Source organism: Streptomyces violaceorubidus (assembly GCF_000717995.1).
Classification (GTDB): Bacteria; Actinomycetota; Actinomycetes; order Streptomycetales; family Streptomycetaceae; genus Streptomyces; species Streptomyces violaceorubidus.
In genome coordinates this window covers 18,195-36,106 of record NZ_JODM01000031.1, presented here as the reverse complement: position 1 = coordinate 36,106, position 17,912 = coordinate 18,195, and the positions used below count along the sequence as shown (strand labels likewise).

11 protein-coding genes are annotated in these 17,912 nt (G+C 72.3%); 3 read left to right on the top strand and 8 right to left on the bottom strand.

What is annotated here, in order from left to right; genetic code table 11:
- Window positions 1–148: 148 nt before the first annotated feature.
- The 7 genes from mfd to IE94_RS0128580 form a co-directional block, all read right to left on the bottom strand.
- On the bottom strand, window positions 149–3,703 hold the full coding sequence (gene mfd / locus IE94_RS0128610) for a transcription-repair coupling factor (RefSeq protein WP_030189888.1): 3,555 nt from the start codon (window positions 3,701–3,703) through the stop codon (window positions 149–151).
- Between the two features lie 72 nt (window positions 3,704–3,775).
- The gene (locus tag IE94_RS37320) at window positions 3,776–4,108 is read right to left on the bottom strand and encodes a hypothetical protein (protein ID WP_157849403.1); all 333 of its coding nucleotides are present in this window, start codon (window positions 4,106–4,108) and stop codon (window positions 3,776–3,778) included.
- A 119-nt stretch (window positions 4,109–4,227) separates the two neighbouring features.
- Window positions 4,228–6,792 carry an ABC transporter permease gene (locus IE94_RS0128600; protein WP_030189883.1) on the bottom strand — a complete coding sequence of 855 codons (2,565 nt, stop codon included), beginning with the start codon at window positions 6,790–6,792 and terminating at the stop codon, window positions 4,228–4,230.
- Window positions 6,789–7,577 carry an ABC transporter ATP-binding protein gene (locus IE94_RS0128595; RefSeq protein WP_030189881.1) on the bottom strand — a complete coding sequence of 263 codons (789 nt, stop codon included), beginning with the start codon at window positions 7,575–7,577 and terminating at the stop codon, window positions 6,789–6,791. Before IE94_RS0128595 ends, IE94_RS0128600 begins: the two co-directional genes overlap by 4 nt.
- A 789-nt stretch (window positions 7,578–8,366) precedes the next feature.
- Window positions 8,367–9,257 (bottom strand): coiled-coil domain-containing protein, encoded by an 891-nt coding sequence (locus IE94_RS0128590; RefSeq protein ID WP_030189880.1) that lies wholly within the window; start codon window positions 9,255–9,257, stop codon window positions 8,367–8,369.
- A gap of 191 nt (window positions 9,258–9,448) precedes the next feature.
- The gene (locus tag IE94_RS0128585; RefSeq protein WP_030189877.1) at window positions 9,449–12,082 is read right to left on the bottom strand and encodes an SUKH-4 family immunity protein; all 2,634 of its coding nucleotides are present in this window, start codon (window positions 12,080–12,082) and stop codon (window positions 9,449–9,451) included.
- A gap of 7 nt (window positions 12,083–12,089) precedes the next feature.
- Window positions 12,090–13,082, bottom strand: a complete 993-nt coding sequence (locus IE94_RS0128580; RefSeq protein ID WP_030189875.1) for an SMI1/KNR4 family protein — start codon at window positions 13,080–13,082, stop codon at window positions 12,090–12,092.
- Between the two features lie 292 nt (window positions 13,083–13,374).
- Between IE94_RS0128580 and IE94_RS0128575 the strand changes: the two genes are divergently transcribed.
- Together IE94_RS0128575 and IE94_RS0128570 are read left to right on the top strand one after the other, a co-directional pair.
- The gene (locus IE94_RS0128575) at window positions 13,375–13,905 is read left to right on the top strand and encodes a YwqJ-related putative deaminase (RefSeq protein WP_030189873.1); all 531 of its coding nucleotides are present in this window, start codon (window positions 13,375–13,377) and stop codon (window positions 13,903–13,905) included.
- A 74-nt stretch (window positions 13,906–13,979) separates the two neighbouring features.
- Entirely contained in the window at window positions 13,980–14,477 is a 498-nt protein-coding gene (locus IE94_RS0128570; protein WP_030189871.1) for an SUKH-3 domain-containing protein, read from the top strand.
- A gap of 13 nt (window positions 14,478–14,490) precedes the next feature.
- On the opposite strand, the gene IE94_RS0128565 is transcribed toward IE94_RS0128570, so the two are convergent.
- Window positions 14,491–15,807 carry a sensor histidine kinase gene (locus IE94_RS0128565; protein WP_030189869.1) on the bottom strand — a complete coding sequence of 439 codons (1,317 nt, stop codon included), beginning with the start codon at window positions 15,805–15,807 and terminating at the stop codon, window positions 14,491–14,493.
- A gap of 578 nt (window positions 15,808–16,385) precedes the next feature.
- Here IE94_RS0128565 and glmU point away from each other — a divergent pair.
- Window positions 16,386–17,834, top strand: coding sequence for a bifunctional UDP-N-acetylglucosamine diphosphorylase/glucosamine-1-phosphate N-acetyltransferase GlmU (glmU, locus tag IE94_RS0128560; protein ID WP_030189867.1), 1,449 nt, complete (start codon window positions 16,386–16,388; stop codon window positions 17,832–17,834).
- Window positions 17,835–17,912 lie beyond the last annotated feature (78 nt).

The window sequence follows — 17,912 nt, the reverse complement described above, 5'->3', positions numbered from 1 at the left end:
GCGAAGCCGTCCACGGAACTGTCCCCGTGGACGGCTTCCCCGTGGATGACCTCCCCGTGGATGACCTCCCCGTGGACGGCCTCCCCGTGGACGGCCTTCCGTGGGCGGGCCGGGGCCGCGAGTGCCACGACCCCAGGATCGAGGAGTGCTACGACCCCAGGATCGAGGTCAGGAACTCGCCCACCCAGCCGAGCAGTTCCCGCCCGACCAGCGGCTTGCCGCCCACCTTCGCGGTCTTCGGGCGCGGCACGAGCACCTGGTGCGTGCCCGGCTTGATGACGCTGCCGGGGTAGAGCCGCTTGAGCCTCAGCTCCTGGGACTCGCGCAACTCCACCGGCGCGAACCGGATGTTGTTGCCCTGGAGCACGATCTCGCCGACGGCGCACGCCCGCGCGAGCATGCGCAACCCGGCGACCAGCAGCAGGTTCTCCACCGGCTCGGGCAACTTGCCGTAGCGGTCGACGAGTTCCTCGCGTACGGCCTTGACGTCCTCCTCGCTGTTGGCGGAGGCGATGGACCGGTACGCCTGCAGGCGCAGCCGCTCGCCGGGGGCGTAGTCGTGCGGGACGTGCGCGTCGACGGGCAGCTCGATCTTGACCTCGAGCGGCGGCTCCTCCTCGACCCCGCCCTCCAGGGAGGCCCGGTAGTCGGCGACGGCCTCCCCGACCATACGTACGTACAGGTCGAAGCCGACGCCCGCGATGTGGCCGGACTGCTCGCCGCCGAGCAGGTTGCCCGCGCCGCGGATCTCCAGGTCCTTCATCGCCACGTACATGCCCGCGCCCATCTCGGTGTGCTGGGCGATGGTGGCGAGCCGCTCGTGCGCGGTCTCCGTCAGCGGCTTCTCCGGCGGGTAGAGGAAGTAGGCGTAGCCGCGCTCGCGTCCCCGGCCGACGCGGCCGCGCAGCTGGTGGAGCTGGCTGAGGCCGAAGTTGTCGCCGCGTTCGACGATGAGGGTGTTGGCGTTGGAGATGTCGATGCCGGACTCGACGATGGTCGTGGAGACCAGCACGTCGAACTTCTTCTCCCAGAAGTCCACGACGACCTGCTCCAGGGCCTGCTCGGACATCTGGCCGTGGGCGGTGGCGATGCGCGCCTCGGGCACGATCTCGCGGAGCCTGGCCGCCGCGCGGTCGATGGACTCGACGCGGTTGTGGATGTAGAAGACCTGGCCCTCGCGCAGCAGCTCGCGGCGGATGGCGGCGCCGATCTGCTTGTGCTCGTAGGGGCCCACGAAGGTCAGCACCGGGTGCCGCTCCTCGGGCGGGGTGGTGATCGTGGACATCTCGCGGATGCCGGTGACCGCCATCTCCAGGGTGCGCGGAATGGGCGTCGCGGACATGGTGAGCACGTCGACGTTGGCGCGCAGCTTCTTGAGCTGCTCCTTGTGCTCGACGCCGAAGCGCTGCTCCTCGTCGACGATGACCAGGCCGAGGTCCTTGAACTTCGTCTCGGAGGAGAACAGGCGGTGGGTGCCGATGACGATGTCCACCGAGCCCTCGCGCAGGCCCTCCAGGGTCGCCTTCGACTCGGTGTCGCTCTGGAAGCGGGACAGCGCCCGCACGTTCACCGGGAACTGGGCGTAGCGCTCGCTGAACGTCCCGAAGTGCTGCTGCACCAGCAGGGTGGTGGGGACGAGCACGGCGACCTGCTTGCCGTCCTGGACGGCCTTGAAGGCGGCGCGGACCGCGATCTCCGTCTTGCCGTACCCGACGTCGCCGCAGATCAGGCGGTCCATCGGGACCGTCTTCTCCATGTCGTCCTTGACCTCGGCGATGGTGGTGAGCTGGTCCGGGGTCTCCGCGTAGGGGAAGGCGTCCTCCAGCTCGCGCTGCCAGGGGGTGTCCGCGCCGAAGGCGTGGCCCGGCGCGGCCATCCGCGCGCTGTACAGCTTGATCAGGTCGGCGGCGATCTCCTTGACCGCCTTCTTGGCGCGGGCCTTGGTCTTGGTCCAGTCGGCGCCGCCGAGGCGGTGCAGGGTGGGGGCCTCGCCGCCGACGTACTTGGTGATCTGCTCCAGCTGGTCGGTGGGGATGTAGAGCCGGTCGCCGGGCTGGCCGCGCTTGGCGGGGGCGTACTCCACGACCAGGTACTCGCGGGTGGCGCCCTGGACGGTGCGCTGCACCATCTCGACGTAGCGGCCGACGCCGTGCTGCTCGTGGACGATGTGGTCGCCGGCCTCCAGGGTGAGCGGGTCGATGGTCTTGCGGCGCCGGGCGGGCATCCGGGCGCCCTCGCGTCCGGCGGCCTTCTGGCCGGTCAGGTCGGTCTCGGTGAGCACGGCGAGCCTGAGGGCGGGGTCGACGAAGCCGTGGTCGATCGAGCCGCAGGAGACGTGCACGACGGAGGGGCTGAGCGTGCCGAGGTCGTGGTCGAGGCGGGCGGCGATGCCCTCGCCGCCGAGGACCTCGACGGTGCGGGAGGCGGGGCCGTGGGCCTCGGTGACGTAGACGGCGCGCCAGCCGTCGGCGAGCCAGCCCTTGGTGTCGGCCAGCGCCTTGGCGGTGTCGCCGCGGTAGGTCTCGGGGGCGTGCATGCCGAGCTTGAGGGTGTCCGAGTCGCCCTCGGCGTCGCTGGCCGACGTCAGCGTCTCGTCGGCGGCGAAGGGCGAGACCGACCACCACATCATGGCCAGCTCGCGGGCCCGCTCCCGGACGTCCGCGAGGGACCGCAGGGAGGCCGCGTCGACGTCGATCGGCGCCTCGCCCCCGCCCGCGGTGGCCGCCCAGGAGGCCTGGAGGAACTCCTGCGACGTCGCCACCAGGTCGGCGGCCCGGGTGCGCACCCGCTCCGGGTCGCAGACCAGGGACATCGAGCCCTTGGGCAGCACGTCCAGGAGCAGCTCCATGTCGTCCACGAGGACCGGGGCCAGGGACTCCATGCCCTCCACCGCGATGCCCTCGGCGATCTTCCCGAGCAGTTCGCCCAGCTCCGGATGGTCCTCGGCGAGGGCGGCAGCCCGCTCGCGCACGTGAGGGGTCAGCAGCAGCTCGCGGCAGGGCGGCGCCCACAGGCCGTGTTCGGCCACTTCCAGGGAGCGCTGGTCGGCGACCTTGAAGTAGCGGATCTCCTCGACGTCGTCGCCCCAGAACTCGACCCGCAGGGGGTGCTCCTCGGTCGGCGGGAAGACGTCCAGGATGCCGCCGCGCACGGCGAACTCGCCGCGCTTCTCCACCAGCTCGACCCGCGCGTACGCCGCTGCCGCCAGTGCTTCCACGACCTCTTCCAGGTCGGCGCTCTGCCCGGTGCGCAGGGCCACCGGCTCCAGGTCGCCCAGGCCCTTGACCTGCGGCTGGAGCACGGAGCGCACGGGCGCGACGACGACCGAGACCGGACCGGTCTCGGGGTCGTCGGGGCGGGGGTGGGCCAGGCGCCGCAGGACGGCGAGGCGGCGGCCGACGGTGTCGCTGCGCGGGCTGAGCCGCTCGTGCGGCAGGGTCTCCCAGGAGGGGTACTCCACGATGCCCTCGGGCGGCAGCAGCGAGCGCAGCGCCGCCGCCAGGTCCTCCGCCTCGCGTCCGGTGGCCGTCACCGCCAGCACCGTGCGGCCCGTCTCGCGGGCCAGGGCGGCGATCGCGAAGGGGCGGGCCGCGGGCGGGCCGACCAGGTCGACGTACATGCGGTTGCCGTCCGCGGCCGCAGAGATCGCTTCCGCGAGGGCGGTGTCCTTGACGACGGCGTCTAGCAGACCGTGCAGGCTCATGGAGGGGGCGCTTCCGTCCTGGGGTGGGACAACACGAGTAGCCCGACTCGGTGAGGGTCGGGGGTGTCCAGGTTACGTCGGTCTGCTCGACGGCGCCGGGGGCTGTGGATGGCGCGGGGTGCGGGTGGCCGACACGACGGCGACCGACACGGCGGCGACCCGCACGACGATGGCCGACACAGCGGCGGCCGACACGGCGGCGACCCGCACGACGGCGGCCGACACGACGATGGCCAGCACGGCAGCGACCGGCACGGCGGCGACCGGCACGGCGGCGGCCGGCACGGCGATGGCCGACACGGCGGCGACCCGCACGACGGCGACCCGCACGACGGCGGCCGACACGGCGATGGCCGGCACGACGGCGACCCGCACGACGGCGACCCGCACGGCAGCGACCGGCACGGCGATGGCCGACGCGGCGGTGGCCGGACCCGAAAAGGGCCCGGCGACCGCGCCCCTGTGGGACGTCGGCGCCGGGCCCTCCCCCGCAACCCCCGTGTGCGGTGGCCGTCGGAAGGGGTCTACTCCGTCGCGATGGCGTTCAGGACGTTCATACGGCCCGCCCGGAAGGCCGGGACCAGGGCGGCGAACAGGCCCACGAAGGCCGAGCCGATGAAGACCCCGATGATCGTCGGCCAGGGGATGTCCAGGACGTTCAGGCCCTCCAGGGCGAGCAGCCTCTGGGCCGTGGCGCCCCAGCCCATGCCCAGCCCGAGGCCGAGCAGCGCGCCGAAGAGGGCGATGACCACGGACTCCATGCGGATCATGCGGCGCAGCTGGCGGCGGGAGAGACCGATGGCCCGCATCAGGCCGATCTCCCGGGTCCGCTCGACCACCGACAGCGCCAGGGTGTTCACCACACCCAGGACGGCGACGATGATCGCCAGGGCGAGCAGGCCGTACACCATGTTCAGCAGCTGGCCGATCTGGTCCTTCAGCTCCTGCTTGTAGTCGGTCTGGTCGGCCACCTGGTACTGCGGGTAGGCGTCCAGCGACTTCTTCAGCGCGGCGTACGCCTGGTCGGCCTGGCCGTCCTTGGCCTTGGCGAACATGATCGTGTTCGGCGGGACGTTCTCGGCCGGCAGGTACTTCTTCATCGTCTCGATGCCGATGTACCGGGCGCCCTGGTCGATGGCCACGTCGTCGCTGGTGATCGCGGCGACCTTGAGCCTCGCCGTCTCGCCGCCCTTGAAGGCGACGGAGACGGTGTCGCCGACGTGCACGCCGTGCTTCTCGGCGTAGTCGGAGCCGACCGACATGGCGTCGGTGCCGTAGGCGGCGGAGAGCTTGCCCTCCGTCGTCGCGCGGCGCACGTCCTCGGCGTAGGTCGGGTCGGCGGCCGTGACGCCGTCGTCGTCCGTCTTGCCGTCGGGCGAGGTCAGCGTGGCGTCGAGCACCTTGTAGCGGGTGACGTGCTCCAGGCCGGCCGTGCCGGTCATGGCCTTCTCGGCCTGCGGCACGATCCGCTGGTTGCCCTGGACGATGAAGTCCGCGCCGACCGTCTTGTCCAGCTCGCTGGTGGCCGAGGCGACCATGGAGGAACCGACGACGGACAGGCAGGCCACCAGCGCGAGGCCGATCATCAGGGCGGCACCGGTGGCGCCGGTGCGGCGCGGGTTGCGCAGGGCGTTGCGCTCGGCCAGGCGGCCCACGGGACCGAAGGCCCGCAGCAGCACCGCGCTGATCACCCGCACCACGAAACCGGCCAGCAGCGGGCCGATGACGACGAAGCCGACGAGCGAGAACACGATGCCCGCGCCGAGCATCAGGGAGCCGTCGCTCGCCTTGTCTGCGGAGGCGGCCGTGAGCAGCGCGGCGACACCGGCGCCGGTGAGCACCAGGCCGATCAGACCGCGGATCCAGCCGGCCTTGCCGTCGGCCGGGGTGCCGGCGTCGCGCAGGGCGGCCATCGGGGAGATCCGGCCGGCCCGGCGGGCGGGCAGGTAGGCGGCCAGGACGGTGACCACGACACCCAGGACCAGGCCGATCACGGGCGTCGCCGTCTTGACGGTCAGGTCGTCGGTGGACAGGTTCATGCCCGCCGCCGACATCAGCTTCATCAGGCCGACGGCGATGCCGACACCGGCCGCGACCCCGAGGACCGAGCCGACGACGCCGAGGAGGAGCGCCTCGACCAGCACCGAGCGGTTGACCTGCCGCCGTGAGGAGCCGATGGCCCGCATCAGGCCGATCTCGCGGGTGCGCTGGGCGACCAGCATGGAGAAGGTGTTGATGATGAGGAAGATGCCGACCAGGAAGGCGATCCCGGCGAAGCCGAGCATGGCGTACTTGATGACGTCCATGAACTCGCCGACTTCCGCGCGGCCTTCGTCCGACGCCTCCTTGGCCGTCTGGATCTTGAACGTGTCGCCCAGCGCGCCGGAGACGTTCCGCTTGAGCTGCGCGTCGGTGACACCGTCGGCGGCGGTGACGTTGAACTGGCTGAACCGGTCCGGGCCGCCGAGCAGTTCACGCTGGGCGGTGGGGGTGTCGAAGTAGACGACCGCGGCACCGGGGTTGGTGACGGTGAAGGAGGCGATGCCGACGATCCTGGCCTTGAAGTCGCCGGTCTGCGCGATGGTGCGCAGCTCGTCGCCGATCTTCAGGTCGTGCTTGTCGGCGGTGTCGGAGTCGATCATCGTCTCGGTCGGGCCGCGCGGGGCGTGGCCCGAGGTGATCTCCATGGACCGCAGGTCGTTCCTGGTCCAGTTCCCGGCGAGGGTCGGGGCGCCGTTGGTGGCCCCCACGTTGTCGTTGTCGGCGTTGACGACCGTCACGTTCATCGAGACGACGGCGCCCTCGGCCGACTTCACGCCGTCGGCCGAACGGATCTTCTCCAGCGTGGACGCGGGCAGCGACTCGGGAACCCCGCTCTGCGGGGTGTCCTCGGCCTTGGCGTCCTTCGGGGCGACCGTCACGTCGGACGAGGTGACCGCGAAGAGCTTGTCGAAGGTGGTGTTCATCGTGTCGGTGAACACCAGGGTGCCGCACACGAACGCCACCGACAGCAGCACCGCCACCGCCGAGAGCGCCATGCGGCCCTTGTGCGCGAAGAAGTTGCGCATCGAGGTCTTCACGACGGTCATGACGTGCGCCCCCGGGCGTCGAAGTCCTTCATCCGGTCCAGCACGGCGTCGGCGGTGGGCTTGTACATCTCGTCCACGATCCGGCCGTCGGCGAGGTACAGCACCCGGTCCGCGTAGCTGGCGGCCACCGGGTCGTGGGTGACCATCACGATGGTCTGGCCGAGCTCCGTGACCGACCGGCGCAGGAAGCCGAGCACCTCGGCGCCCGCGCGCGAGTCCAGGTTTCCGGTCGGCTCGTCGCCGAAGATGATCTCGGGCTGGGCGGCCAGTGCCCGGGCCACCGCGACCCGCTGCTGCTGGCCGCCGGAGAGCTGGGTGGGCCGGTGCTTGAGCCGCCCGGCGAGCCCCACGGTCTCCACGACCCTCTCCAGCCACGCGCGGTCGTACCTGCGGCCGGCGATGTCCATGGGCAGCGTGATGTTCTCCAGCGCGTTGAGCGTCGGGAGCAGGTTGAACGCCTGGAAGATGAAGCCGATCCGGTCCCGGCGCAGCTGGGTGAGCTTCTTGTCCTTCAGGCCGGTGATCTCGGTCTCGTCGAGGTAGATCTGCCCGCTGGTCACGGTGTCCAGACCGGCCAGGCAGTGCATCAGCGTGGACTTGCCGGACCCCGAGGGGCCCATGATCGCGGTGAACTGGCCGCGCGCGATGTCCACGTCCACGTGGTCGAGGGCGACCACCCGGGTCTCGCCCGATCCGTAGGCCTTCACGACCTGCCGCGCTCGCGCGGCAACGGCCGTACGCCCTCCGGTGCCCCCGTGCGTGGGAATACTTACGGCCGATGTCATGTCAAGTCTCCTATGTCGGTCATCGAGTGAGCCGCCGGTGCCGCGACCGTCGTGGTGTGTGCTGTCACGCGGTGCCGTGCCGCCGTGCTGCCGTCTCGAAGAGTCTGGCCGGGACCGGGGGTCGACCGCGCTGGTGTTCAGCGCAGTCTTCTACTGAGGAAAACCCCACCCCCGCGGGTCCGGTTCACCGCCCCCCAGCGGTGTAAAGCCAGACTAAGGACGCCACCGGCCCCCTCTCGTCCTCCGTCGGTACGAACCCTCCCCGACCCGTAGTACGGAGGTACCCCTAGGGGCAGTCCACCCTTCGGCGGAGCGGACGTCGGGGTCGGCCTCCTCCCTGAGACCCATCGAGCGTGCCCCCTCCCGCGACGTCGGACGCAAGCGGAACCCGCGGCACCGGGGCCACGGCCGCACCCCTACCGTCCAGTGCCTGCCCCTGTCCGCGTACCGCCCGACTTGACGAGAGGTACCGCCGTCGCCGGAGCACGCACCGGGCCGCTGCTCGCCCCGGCCCAACTCCCCGTCACCCGGCCCGCGATCGCGGGCTTCGCCCGCGGCCGGCTCGGCACGATGCTCTCCGGCCGGCGCGAGGCCCCGGAGCAGCGCCGGCACTACGAGGCGGTGGCGGGCCGGATCCTGTCGGGCGCGGCCCGCAGGGGGCGACCGACCCCGACACGGACACCGCCGGACCGGCCCACCCGCCGGTCTCCACCGGCCCCCCAACCCGCCCCGGGCCCTCCCGCCGACCCGGCCTCGGCCCTCCTCGGGGCCGGGGCCGGGGCCGGGGTGTCACTCCACCGCACGCCCCGTCAGCGAGCTGAGATTGCTCCGCACGGAGGCCATGTGGGCCTGAAGTTCGTCCCACCGCTCCCCGTGCTCGCGCAGCACCCGCTCCGTGTCGCGGGCGATGCGCTCGCCGCACGCCCGCGCCTCGGCGACCACCTCGGCCGCCCGGGCCCGGGCCTCCTCCTGCCGCTGCTCGGCCGCCCTCCCGGCGTCGGCCAACTCCCGCTCGGCGTCACGCACTCCCTGCTCGGCACGCGCCACCGACTCCTCGTGACGAGCGTCCAACGCCCGCGCGCGCTCCTGCTCGGCCCGCTCGGCCGCGGCCCACCGCTCGGCCAGCACCCTGCGCTGCTCGGCAGCCGCCCCGGCGGTGCGCCTGCGCATCTCACGCAGCGCGGACAGCGCCTCCGCACGCGCCGCCTTCACCTCCCGCCGCGCCTCGATCCGCGCCTCGTCGGCCTCCGCGCGCGCCGCGAGCAACCGCTGCCTGGCCCGTTCGTCGGCCTCCGCGCGCACGGCGTCGGCATGGTCCCGGGCCGCCTCCCGCACACCTGCGGCGTGCGCCCGCGCGTCCTCCGTCAACTCCTGCGCGGCCCGGCGCGCCCGCTCGCGCACCGCCCCGGCCTCCGCCTCGCCCAGCCGGAACAGGTCACGCGCGCGCTCCCCCAGCACCTCGTAGTCCTGCGAGGCGAGCTGCGCGACCACCTCCCGCAGGTCCTCCAGGTCCTCCTGCATCTCCCTGGCCAGCACGGTGAGCCGAGCGGCCCGCTCCCAGGCCGCGTCGCGCTCCTCGGACAGGGCCGCGGCGTACGCCTCCACCTGCTCGGGACGGTAACCGCGCTCGCGCCCGCGTACGGTCACGAAACCGTGGGGGGAAGCCGATGCACCGCTCACGCTCATCACCCCTGAATCACCCTTCGCGTCACGCTTGTGGTGAATCTGCCGTATCACATGGACCTGACCGACTTTATGGATCAGACGTAAGCCCACATAATCCGACACACCGGCACGCGAAAGGGCGGGGCCCGGCCGACCAGTGAGTCGACCGGGCCCCGCCCGTCGGGTACGTCAGCGACGCGAGAGCCTCACAGCAGCCCGTCCCACATCTGCTCCAGCAGCACCGACCACCAGCTCTCCGGCGACCCGAGCGCCGCCGGGTCCAGCGCCGCCAACTGCGCCTGGAAGTCCACCGTCCAGCGGCCCGCCTGCTCCTGGTTCAGACCGAACCTGAGCCGCCACATCCGGCCCAGCAGCGCCAGACAGCGCGCGAACTCCGGCAGCCCCGTGTTCACGAACTGCGGCGGCACGGGCGCACCGCCCGGACCCGCCTCCACCGGAACCGCCACGATGGCCGCCGTGCCGTACTGCACACAGACCGCCCGGCCGAAGTCGCTGCCCACCACGAGATACGAGCCCGCGTCCGAGGCCGGCTGCACCCCGCGCTCGGTCGCCAGTTCCGCCAGCGTCGGCACCGGACGACCCGGCTGCGCCTGCGCCCAGAAGAACGGCCCCATGTCCACCGGCAGCCCCGCGGCCACCAGCGTGTGCGCCACGATCGGCGGCACACCCTGCCGGGACACCGCTGCCTGCTCGAACCGGAAGACCCCCGGACCGAACGCACCGGCCAGCTCCTGCCCGACGGCCTCCGGCGGAACCGGCGGAACCGGCTGCACCTGCGGCAACGGAGCACGCACCGGCGCCGGCCGCGCCGGCCCGTCCGCCACCTGGTGCAACTCGCCCTGGTGGGCCAGCAGCTGCCGCATGCCCTGCTGCCGGCTCGCGTGGTCCGGACCGTAGGGCGCGATCGAGGTGATCCGCGCCTGCGGCCACTGCTCCCGGATCATCCGCGCGCAGTACGCGCCCGGCAGCTCGCAGGACTCCAGCTCGGTGTGCAGCTCCAGCACCTGGTCCGGCGGCACGTTCATGGACCGCAGCTCGTGGAAGATCTGCCACTCCGGGTGCGGCGTCCCCGGCGCGGAACGCCGGATCAGCTGCTGCTCGGAACCGTCCTGGGCGCGGTAGCGCAGGACGGCCTGGTAGCCGGGGCCGACGGTCGGCTGACCGGTGGGCTGCGGCGGATAACCGTACGCCGACGGGACACCGGGCACGGGCTGTCCGGGCGGCGGGGGCACGGCACCGGGCGGCGGCGGGGGCGCGCCGATGCCGCCGGGGCCGCCCAGGGACGGCGGGGCCAGCACGGTCTGCGCGTGGTGCACGGCACCGCCCGCACCGCCCGCGGAACCCGGCGCACCGGGAGCGGTCGGCGGAGGCGGCGGCGCACCCGGCCCGGAAGGCGCACCCGGAGCAGCCGGAGCACCCGGCACGCCCGGCACACCAGGGGGCCCGGGCGGACCAGGGGGCTGGGGCGGACCGGGCGGACCGGGGGGCTGCGGGGCACCGCCGCCCGTCCGGCCCGGGTCGGCCAGCATCGTGGCCGCGTGATGCACCCCGCCCGGCGCACCCGGCGGAGGCGGCGTCCCCGGCGCACCGGCCGGAGGCTGCGGGACGGCGGACTGCGGCGGGGCGCCCGGGGCGCCCGGCCCCTCGGGACCGAGCGAGGACACCAGCTGCGTCGGCACATAGCCTCCCGCCGCCGCACCCGGCGCGGGGGCCCCCGACGGCGCGGGCGGGCTCACCGGACGCGCACCCGGCACACCCGGGGCGCCCGGCGGGGGCGGTGTGGACGAGCCACCGCCACGGCGGGGCGGCGGCGAAGCCTTGCTGGTCGCGGCGTCGGCGATGTCCCCGGCGTTCGACGCGGGCGGCCGGCCCGGCGCGGCGGACGCCCCCGGACCGGCGGACGGACCGGCCGCGGGCGGTACCGGGGCGGCGGGCGGCGGCGTGCCCGCACCGGCGGAAGCACCCGGCGCACCGGGCACACCAGGCGCACCGGGCACACCGGGCGCACCTGGCGCGTTCGGGTCGCCGATCGCCGGCGCGAGCGCCGTCGGCGGAAGCTGACTCCCGCCCGACATCAGCGCGGTCTTGGCCTCCGGCATGGTGGACGGCGGCGGCGTGTCCTCGTCGGCACCGCTCAACGGCGGCGCGAACACGGTCTGGGGCAGCGGTACGGAACCGTCCTCACCGGCGTCCGCGTTGGTGTCCGTCCCCGCCCAGGGCGTCGCCCCGGCAGGCGCACCCGGCACACCCGGCGCACCCGCGCCGGAGCCACCCGCACCCGCCCCGGAGCCCGCGGCCGGCCACCCGGCACCGCTCCCGGACAAGGCCCCGGCCGACGCCGAAGCCGATGCCGAAGCCGAAGCCGACGCCGCATCGGCGGGAGCCGAAGACACCCCGGCACCCCCCGTGTCGCCGCGCCCCTCGTCGCCCCGCCGACGATCCGGAATGCCGATCCGGTCCGCCGCCTCCTGCAACCACTCCGGCGGACTCAACAAGAACGACGTCTGATTCAGGTCCACCCGCGCCGCAGGCGCCGCAACCGCCGCCTGCGCCTCCTCGGAACGGCCGTACTCCTCCTCGTACCGGCGGATCACCTCACCCACCGCCAGCGCGGGCCACAACGTCGCCTCGCCACTGTCCCGGGCGATCACCAGCCGCTGCGCACCCCCGTCCGAACGCGGGCCGTCCGCACGGTCCTCGGCCCACACCACGAACCCGAGGCCGAACTCCCGCACCCGCACCTCACGATGCTGATACGCCGGCAAGTCGCCGTTGACCCACTCCTCCGCGCGCTCCTGCGCCTGCGCGAACGTCACCATCGCCAGCTCACTCCCCTACCGACGCCGACACGGGCACCGCACGCGCGAAACCGCCGTCCACCATCAGGTTCGCCACCGTCTCCAACTCCGGCGGAGAACCCGCCAGCCGAGACAGGAACGCGTCGAAATCCTCACCGCAGGGCAGCAACAGCCGCTCCACCCGGTCCGCCGGCGGCCAGGACGGATCCACGTCCCGCACATCGTCGTAGGCGCAGAACCACACCGAACCGATCCGCTCGCCCTTCACCTTCACGGCGAGCAGACCCCCCTGGACGAACGCCACCCCCAGGTAGTCCTTCGTCAGGTGGTCCCGCAGACACTTGTTCACATAGACCAGGTCGTTGACCGCCGCCTCCTCACGCACCGTGAAGAACGGCTGATCCACCAGCAGCCCCAGCTCCGCGTCGAGCGCCGTACCCACCGGCGCACAACCACCCGCCGCCTTCAGGAACGACCGGTAGGCGCCCGGCAGCCGGTACCCGAGATCCTCCTCGACCCCCTGCACCTGCTGCTCCGTCACCGCCACCCCCGACTTCGGCAGACCGAAGTGCGCCGGACGCGTCTCCTGCAACGGCCGCGTCCCCCGCTTCCCCTGGTCCACCACAGCCGTCGCGATCCCACCGTGGTGCCGCAGCAGCGCCTTCACCTCGACCGGGACCAGCTCCATCCGCCGCGAACCCGTCACGTGATGCCACGTCCAGCCGTGCGGCGTCGCCACCGCCGGAACCGTGTCCCACAACTCGTGCCCCGACGCCGCCAGAGCCGCGTTCGCCGACACGTAGTCCGTCAACCGCAACTCGTCGACCCCGAACCCCTCCGGCGGATCCGCGATCTCCGCGACCGCACGCGCGTACGGCGAGAAATCGGGATAACCACCCGCGTCCACCCGTACCCCTCTCGGGTGACGTGCCGCCCGCACCGGATCCGGGAAATGCACGACCTGCCCGGCATAGGCCGCGTTCGGCGGCGCGGCTGCTTGCCCGAGCCGACCTGTCGTCATGGCAGTTGCCCCCTGCGGCGTCTGTCTGCTGCCAGATCTGTCTGATCTGCCTGCACTGTCTGGGTCCACCGCGTACGAGCGCGGTGCCGACAGCCTATGCGGTACGGCCTGAGGGGTCACCGGCACCGGACCCCGCACCCGACACCCGCACCCCCGCACCCGTGACCAGCCGTCACCCTCCCGTGACACACCGCCCCCAACCGGGCGTGTCGCCACGCCCCAGCTTCCGCAGCAGCCACACGATTTGGCACCCTGTGACCTCCGGGGGGATGCTCAGGAGGGGAAGACGATCATGAGTGCGACACAGACGGGACCCGACACCGGGCGGTCCGACGACCCCCGCCGCGGCGACCCCCGCATCGGCTGGAGCAGCACCGACACCCACCGGGCCCCCACCCTCCGACACCGCCGCGACGGCATACTCCCCACCGTCGCCGCCGCCCTCTCCGTACGCGGCACCACCCTCACCGGCACCGCGACACGCGCCGACACCCCACCCTCCCTGCACCACCTCGTACAGGACTTCCTCGACACCCTCACCAGCGGCCAACGAGACCGCTACACCGGCCGCTGCGCCGAGACGATCCTCATCTCACGCCACCTGGCCACCGCCGACGCCGCCCGCAGCAAACGCGCCGCACGAAAACCCATGACCAACGGCGAAGCCCGCAAAGCACTCAAACACGCCAAACTCACCACCCGCCGCATCCGCGAGGACGGCGACCCCCTCCACGGCGCCTTCGCCCCACCCTGCCGCGCCTGCACCGCCCTCAGCGCCCACTTCGGCGTCCGCATCGTCGACCCCGCCACGGACAAGGACTGACCGAGCCGACTCCGCCGCCCGAGCCGACCCAGCCGACCCCGGCGAACCAGCCGACCGAAACGAACCAAGGGCCGATGCAAGCCGACCGCACCTCCACCACCCGCTTCCCCGTCCCCGTCGACGCCGCACTGCGCGACGCCGGCTGGCAACCAGGACGCTGGGACATCAAACAAGCCGAAATCTGGGCCGACACCCTGCGCGCACACACCACACCCGCAGGACACCGCCACACCGTCTTCCCCGCCGCCGTCGAAGCCTGGGCCGAATTCGGCGGCCTCCACCTCGCCCCCACCGGACCCGGCCGCCACATCGCCCCCGCCACCGTGCACCTCGACCCCCTGCACGGCCTCCACATGGCCCGCACCCTCGGCGACCTCGACCGCGCCCTCGACACCCAGACCTGCCCCCTCGGCATCGAAACCGACAGCCAGGCCCTCATCGCCATCGACACCGAAGGCCGCGTCTACACCCTCGACCACACCGGCGACTGGTACCTCGGCCCCACCATCGACACCGCCCTCGCCACCCTCGTCACCGGCACCCGGCCCACCCGCCTCACCACCACCGGCTGACACACCGGCACGACTACGCCGGAATCACCGCCGACACCCGAAAACCCCCCGCGTCGGTCGGCCCCGACACGAACACACCCCCCAGAGCGGCCACCCGCTCCTTCATCCCCACCAACCCGTTCCCCCCCGACGGCAACCGCGCCGACCCCGCGGCCGAAGCCTCCGGCGGCGGCTCGTTCTCCACCTGCATCGCGATCTCCGAGACCCGATGCGCCAACCGCACATAGGTCTTCGCCCCCGCCGCATGCTTGTGCACGTTCGTCAACGCCTCCTGCACCACCCGGAACGCCGTCGACTCCACCTCCGCCGCATACAGCCGCACCTCCCCCTCCACCGACAGATCCACGACCATCCCGGCCGCCTCCGACTGCCCGATCAACTCGTCCAACTCCGACAGACACGGCCCCTCCGCGGACAGCTCCCCGCCCTCCGCCGCCCGCGACGCCGCGGCCGCGGCAGCCACCCCCACCGCCGCCAACGGCACCGACGCCCGCGCGACCCGCACACCGTCCCCACCACTACGCAGCACCCCGAGCATCTCCCGCAGCTCCGTCAGCGCCTGCCGCCCCATGTCCCCCACCAGAGCCGCGTTCTTCACCGCCTTCTCCGGGTCCTTCCGCGCCACCGCCTGAAGCGCCGCCGCGTGCACCACCATCAGACTCACCCGGTGCGCCACGACATCGTGCATCTCCCGCGCGATCCGCGTCCGCTCCTCGTTGCGCGCCCACTCGGCACGCTCCTCCGCCCGCTCAGCGAGCAACTGCAACTCACGCTCCAGGCTGTCCGCCCGCTCCCGCAGACTCTCCATCAACCGACGCCGCTGCCCCACGTACAGACCCAGCAGCAAGGGCGGCGCGGTCAGCCCCAGCGACGACCCGACCGACGCGAACGGAAAGAACCAGTCCCCCAGGTCCACACCGTCCCGGCCCATGTCCTGCCGCAACCGCACGAACGTCACGATCAACGTCCCCAGGAACGACATCCCGGCCAGGGCCCCGATGATCCGCCGCGGCAACTCCGACGCCGCCAACGTGTACAGGCCGACGACACCCAGCAGGAAGCCCATCTCCGCCGGCGTGATGGCGATCGCCACCAGCACCACCGCGATCGGCCACTTCCGCCGCACCACCAGCACCGAACCGGCCAGCAGCCCGAAGACGACCCCCATCGCCAACGGAATCCCGGCATCCCGCGCGAACGGGATCCCCTCCGCCGCACACTCCAGCGCGGACACGGCACCAAGGCTCACATCGAGCACCGCGCCGCGCCGCCTGTCCCACCACCCAGGCCCACCCCGGGCCGGCACGTGGTCTTCCCCCGTCGTGGTCATGCCTCCAGCCTACGGGCGGCGGGCGCCCCTTTTCCGGTGACTTTCGACAAACGATACGACGCGATATCCCTCGAACTGGTGAACCCTCAGCCATGCATCTCCGGAGGCGAGCATTCCGGCCGGACGGTATGCCCATGGCACGTGCACAGCACACGTACGCGGACTTCGAAGGACCGCGGGAGCGGGCGGTCGCGCTACGGCGGGCCGGCTACGGCTCTCAAGCGCCACAACCCCAAGACGGTGCGCAAGAACGTAGGAGACTCCTACCGCGGATGCCTCGCGATCAAAGTCCTCAAGAGCGCCGACCTGTACCGTCGCATCGAAGGCGCTTGGTACGGCATAGTGTTGGGTGCCGACTCGGCGACTTAACCGAATGTCCGGTTTAGTCGAGTTTCATCCCCCATGGTGTAATCAGGCAGCACTGAGGGTTTTGGTCCCTTAAGTTCAGGTTCAAATCCTGATGGGGGAGCTCTTGTTCGGGCCCTGACATGACCGTCAGGGCCCGCACCCATGTCCCCCGCAAACCGCCCCGGTATCCTGCGGATGTCCCCACCTCCTCAACAGCCGAAGGGCATCCCGTGAGCGCCATTCGCCCGGCAGCCGTCGTCGTTCTCGCAGCGGGTGAGGGCACCCGTATGAAGTCGGCCACACCCAAGGTCCTGCACGAGCTGTGCGGCCGGTCCCTCGTGGGGCACGTGCTCGCCGCCGCCGGTGAGCTGGACCCCGAGAACCTGGTCGCCGTCGTCGGGCACGCCCGCGAGAGGGTCACCGCGCACCTCGCCGAGGTCGCCCCCGACGTACGCACCGCCGTCCAGGAGCAGCAGAACGGCACCGGGCACGCCGTGCGGATGGGTCTGGAGGCGCTGGGCGGTGCCGTGGACGGGACCGTGGTCGTGGTCTGCGGGGACACTCCCCTCCTCACCGGCGAGACGCTCAAGGCGCTCGCGGCCACGCACTCCGCCGACGGGAACGCGGTGACGGTGCTGACGGCCGAGGTGCCGGATGCGACGGGGTACGGGCGGATCGTGCGGGACGGGGCCTCGGGTGCCGTGACGGCGATCGTGGAGCACAAGGACGCGTCGGAGTCGCAGCGGGCGATCCGGGAGATCAACTCGGGTGTGTTCGCCTTTGACGGGCAGTTGCTCGCGGACGCGCTGGGCAAGGTGCGCACGGACAACAGCCAGGGCGAGGAGTACCTGACGGACGTGCTCGGGATCCTGCGTGAGGCGGGGCACCGGGTGGGCGCGTCGGTGGCGGGTGACCACCGGGAGATCGCGGGGATCAACAACCGGGTGCAGTTGGCCGAGGCGCGCCGGATCCTGAACGACCGGCTGCTGACCGGGGCGATGCTGGCCGGCGTGACGGTGGTGGATCCGGCGACGACGTGGGTGGACGTGACGGTGACGTTCGAGCAGGACGTGGTCGTGCACCCGGGTACGCAGTTGCACGGCGCCACCCATCTCGCCGAGGGCTGCGAGGTCGGGCCGAACACGCGGCTCACGGACACGCGGGTGGAGGCCGGGGCGCGGGTGGACAACACGGTGGCCAACGGTGCTCATGTGGGTCCGCAGGCGTCGGTGGGTCCGTACGCGTATCTGCGGCCGGGTACCCGGCTGGGGCTGAAGTCGAAGATCGGTACGTTCGTGGAGGCGAAGAACTCGTCGATCGGTGAGGGGACGAAGGTTCCGCACCTGTCGTACATGGGTGACGCGACGGTCGGGGACTTCACGAACATCGGTGCCGCGAGTGTGTTCGTGAACTACGACGGTCAGGACAAGCACCACACGACGATCGGCTCGCACTGCCGTACCGGTTCGGACAACATGTTTGTGGCGCCTGTCACGGTCGGGGACGGTGCCTACACCGCTGCCGGGTCGGTGATCACGAAGGATGTGCCGCCCGGTTCGCTGGCCGTGGCCCGTGGCCAGCAGCGGAATATCGAGGGTTGGGTGGCCCGGAAGCGTCCGGGGAGCGCGGCGGCGAAGGCGGCCGAGGCGGTGTCCCGTGAGGCGGGCGGCGAAGACTGACCGGAAACCGGCGCGTCGAACTCGGCGTACCGTGATAAGTGCACATCCGCACCCCACCAGCTGAGACGCCCCCGCGGC

Excerpts from the sequence above, each read along its gene's own strand:
- IE94_RS0128585 (WP_030189877.1), bottom strand. The coding sequence starts at position 12,082 with ATGGTGACGTTCGCGCAGGCGCAGGAGCGCGCGGAGGAGTGGGTCAAC.
- IE94_RS0128595 (WP_030189881.1), bottom strand. The coding sequence starts at position 7,577 with ATGACATCGGCCGTAAGTATTCCCACGCACGGGGGCACCGGAGGGCGT.
- IE94_RS0128570 (WP_030189871.1), top strand. The coding sequence starts at position 13,980 with ATGCAAGCCGACCGCACCTCCACCACCCGCTTCCCCGTCCCCGTCGAC.
- mfd (WP_030189888.1), bottom strand. The coding sequence starts at position 3,703 with ATGAGCCTGCACGGTCTGCTAGACGCCGTCGTCAAGGACACCGCCCTC.
- IE94_RS0128580 (WP_030189875.1), bottom strand. The coding sequence starts at position 13,082 with ATGACGACAGGTCGGCTCGGGCAAGCAGCCGCGCCGCCGAACGCGGCC.
- IE94_RS0128575 (WP_030189873.1), top strand. The coding sequence starts at position 13,375 with ATGAGTGCGACACAGACGGGACCCGACACCGGGCGGTCCGACGACCCC.
- IE94_RS0128600 (WP_030189883.1), bottom strand. The coding sequence starts at position 6,792 with ATGACCGTCGTGAAGACCTCGATGCGCAACTTCTTCGCGCACAAGGGC.
- IE94_RS0128565 (WP_030189869.1), bottom strand. The coding sequence starts at position 15,807 with ATGACCACGACGGGGGAAGACCACGTGCCGGCCCGGGGTGGGCCTGGG.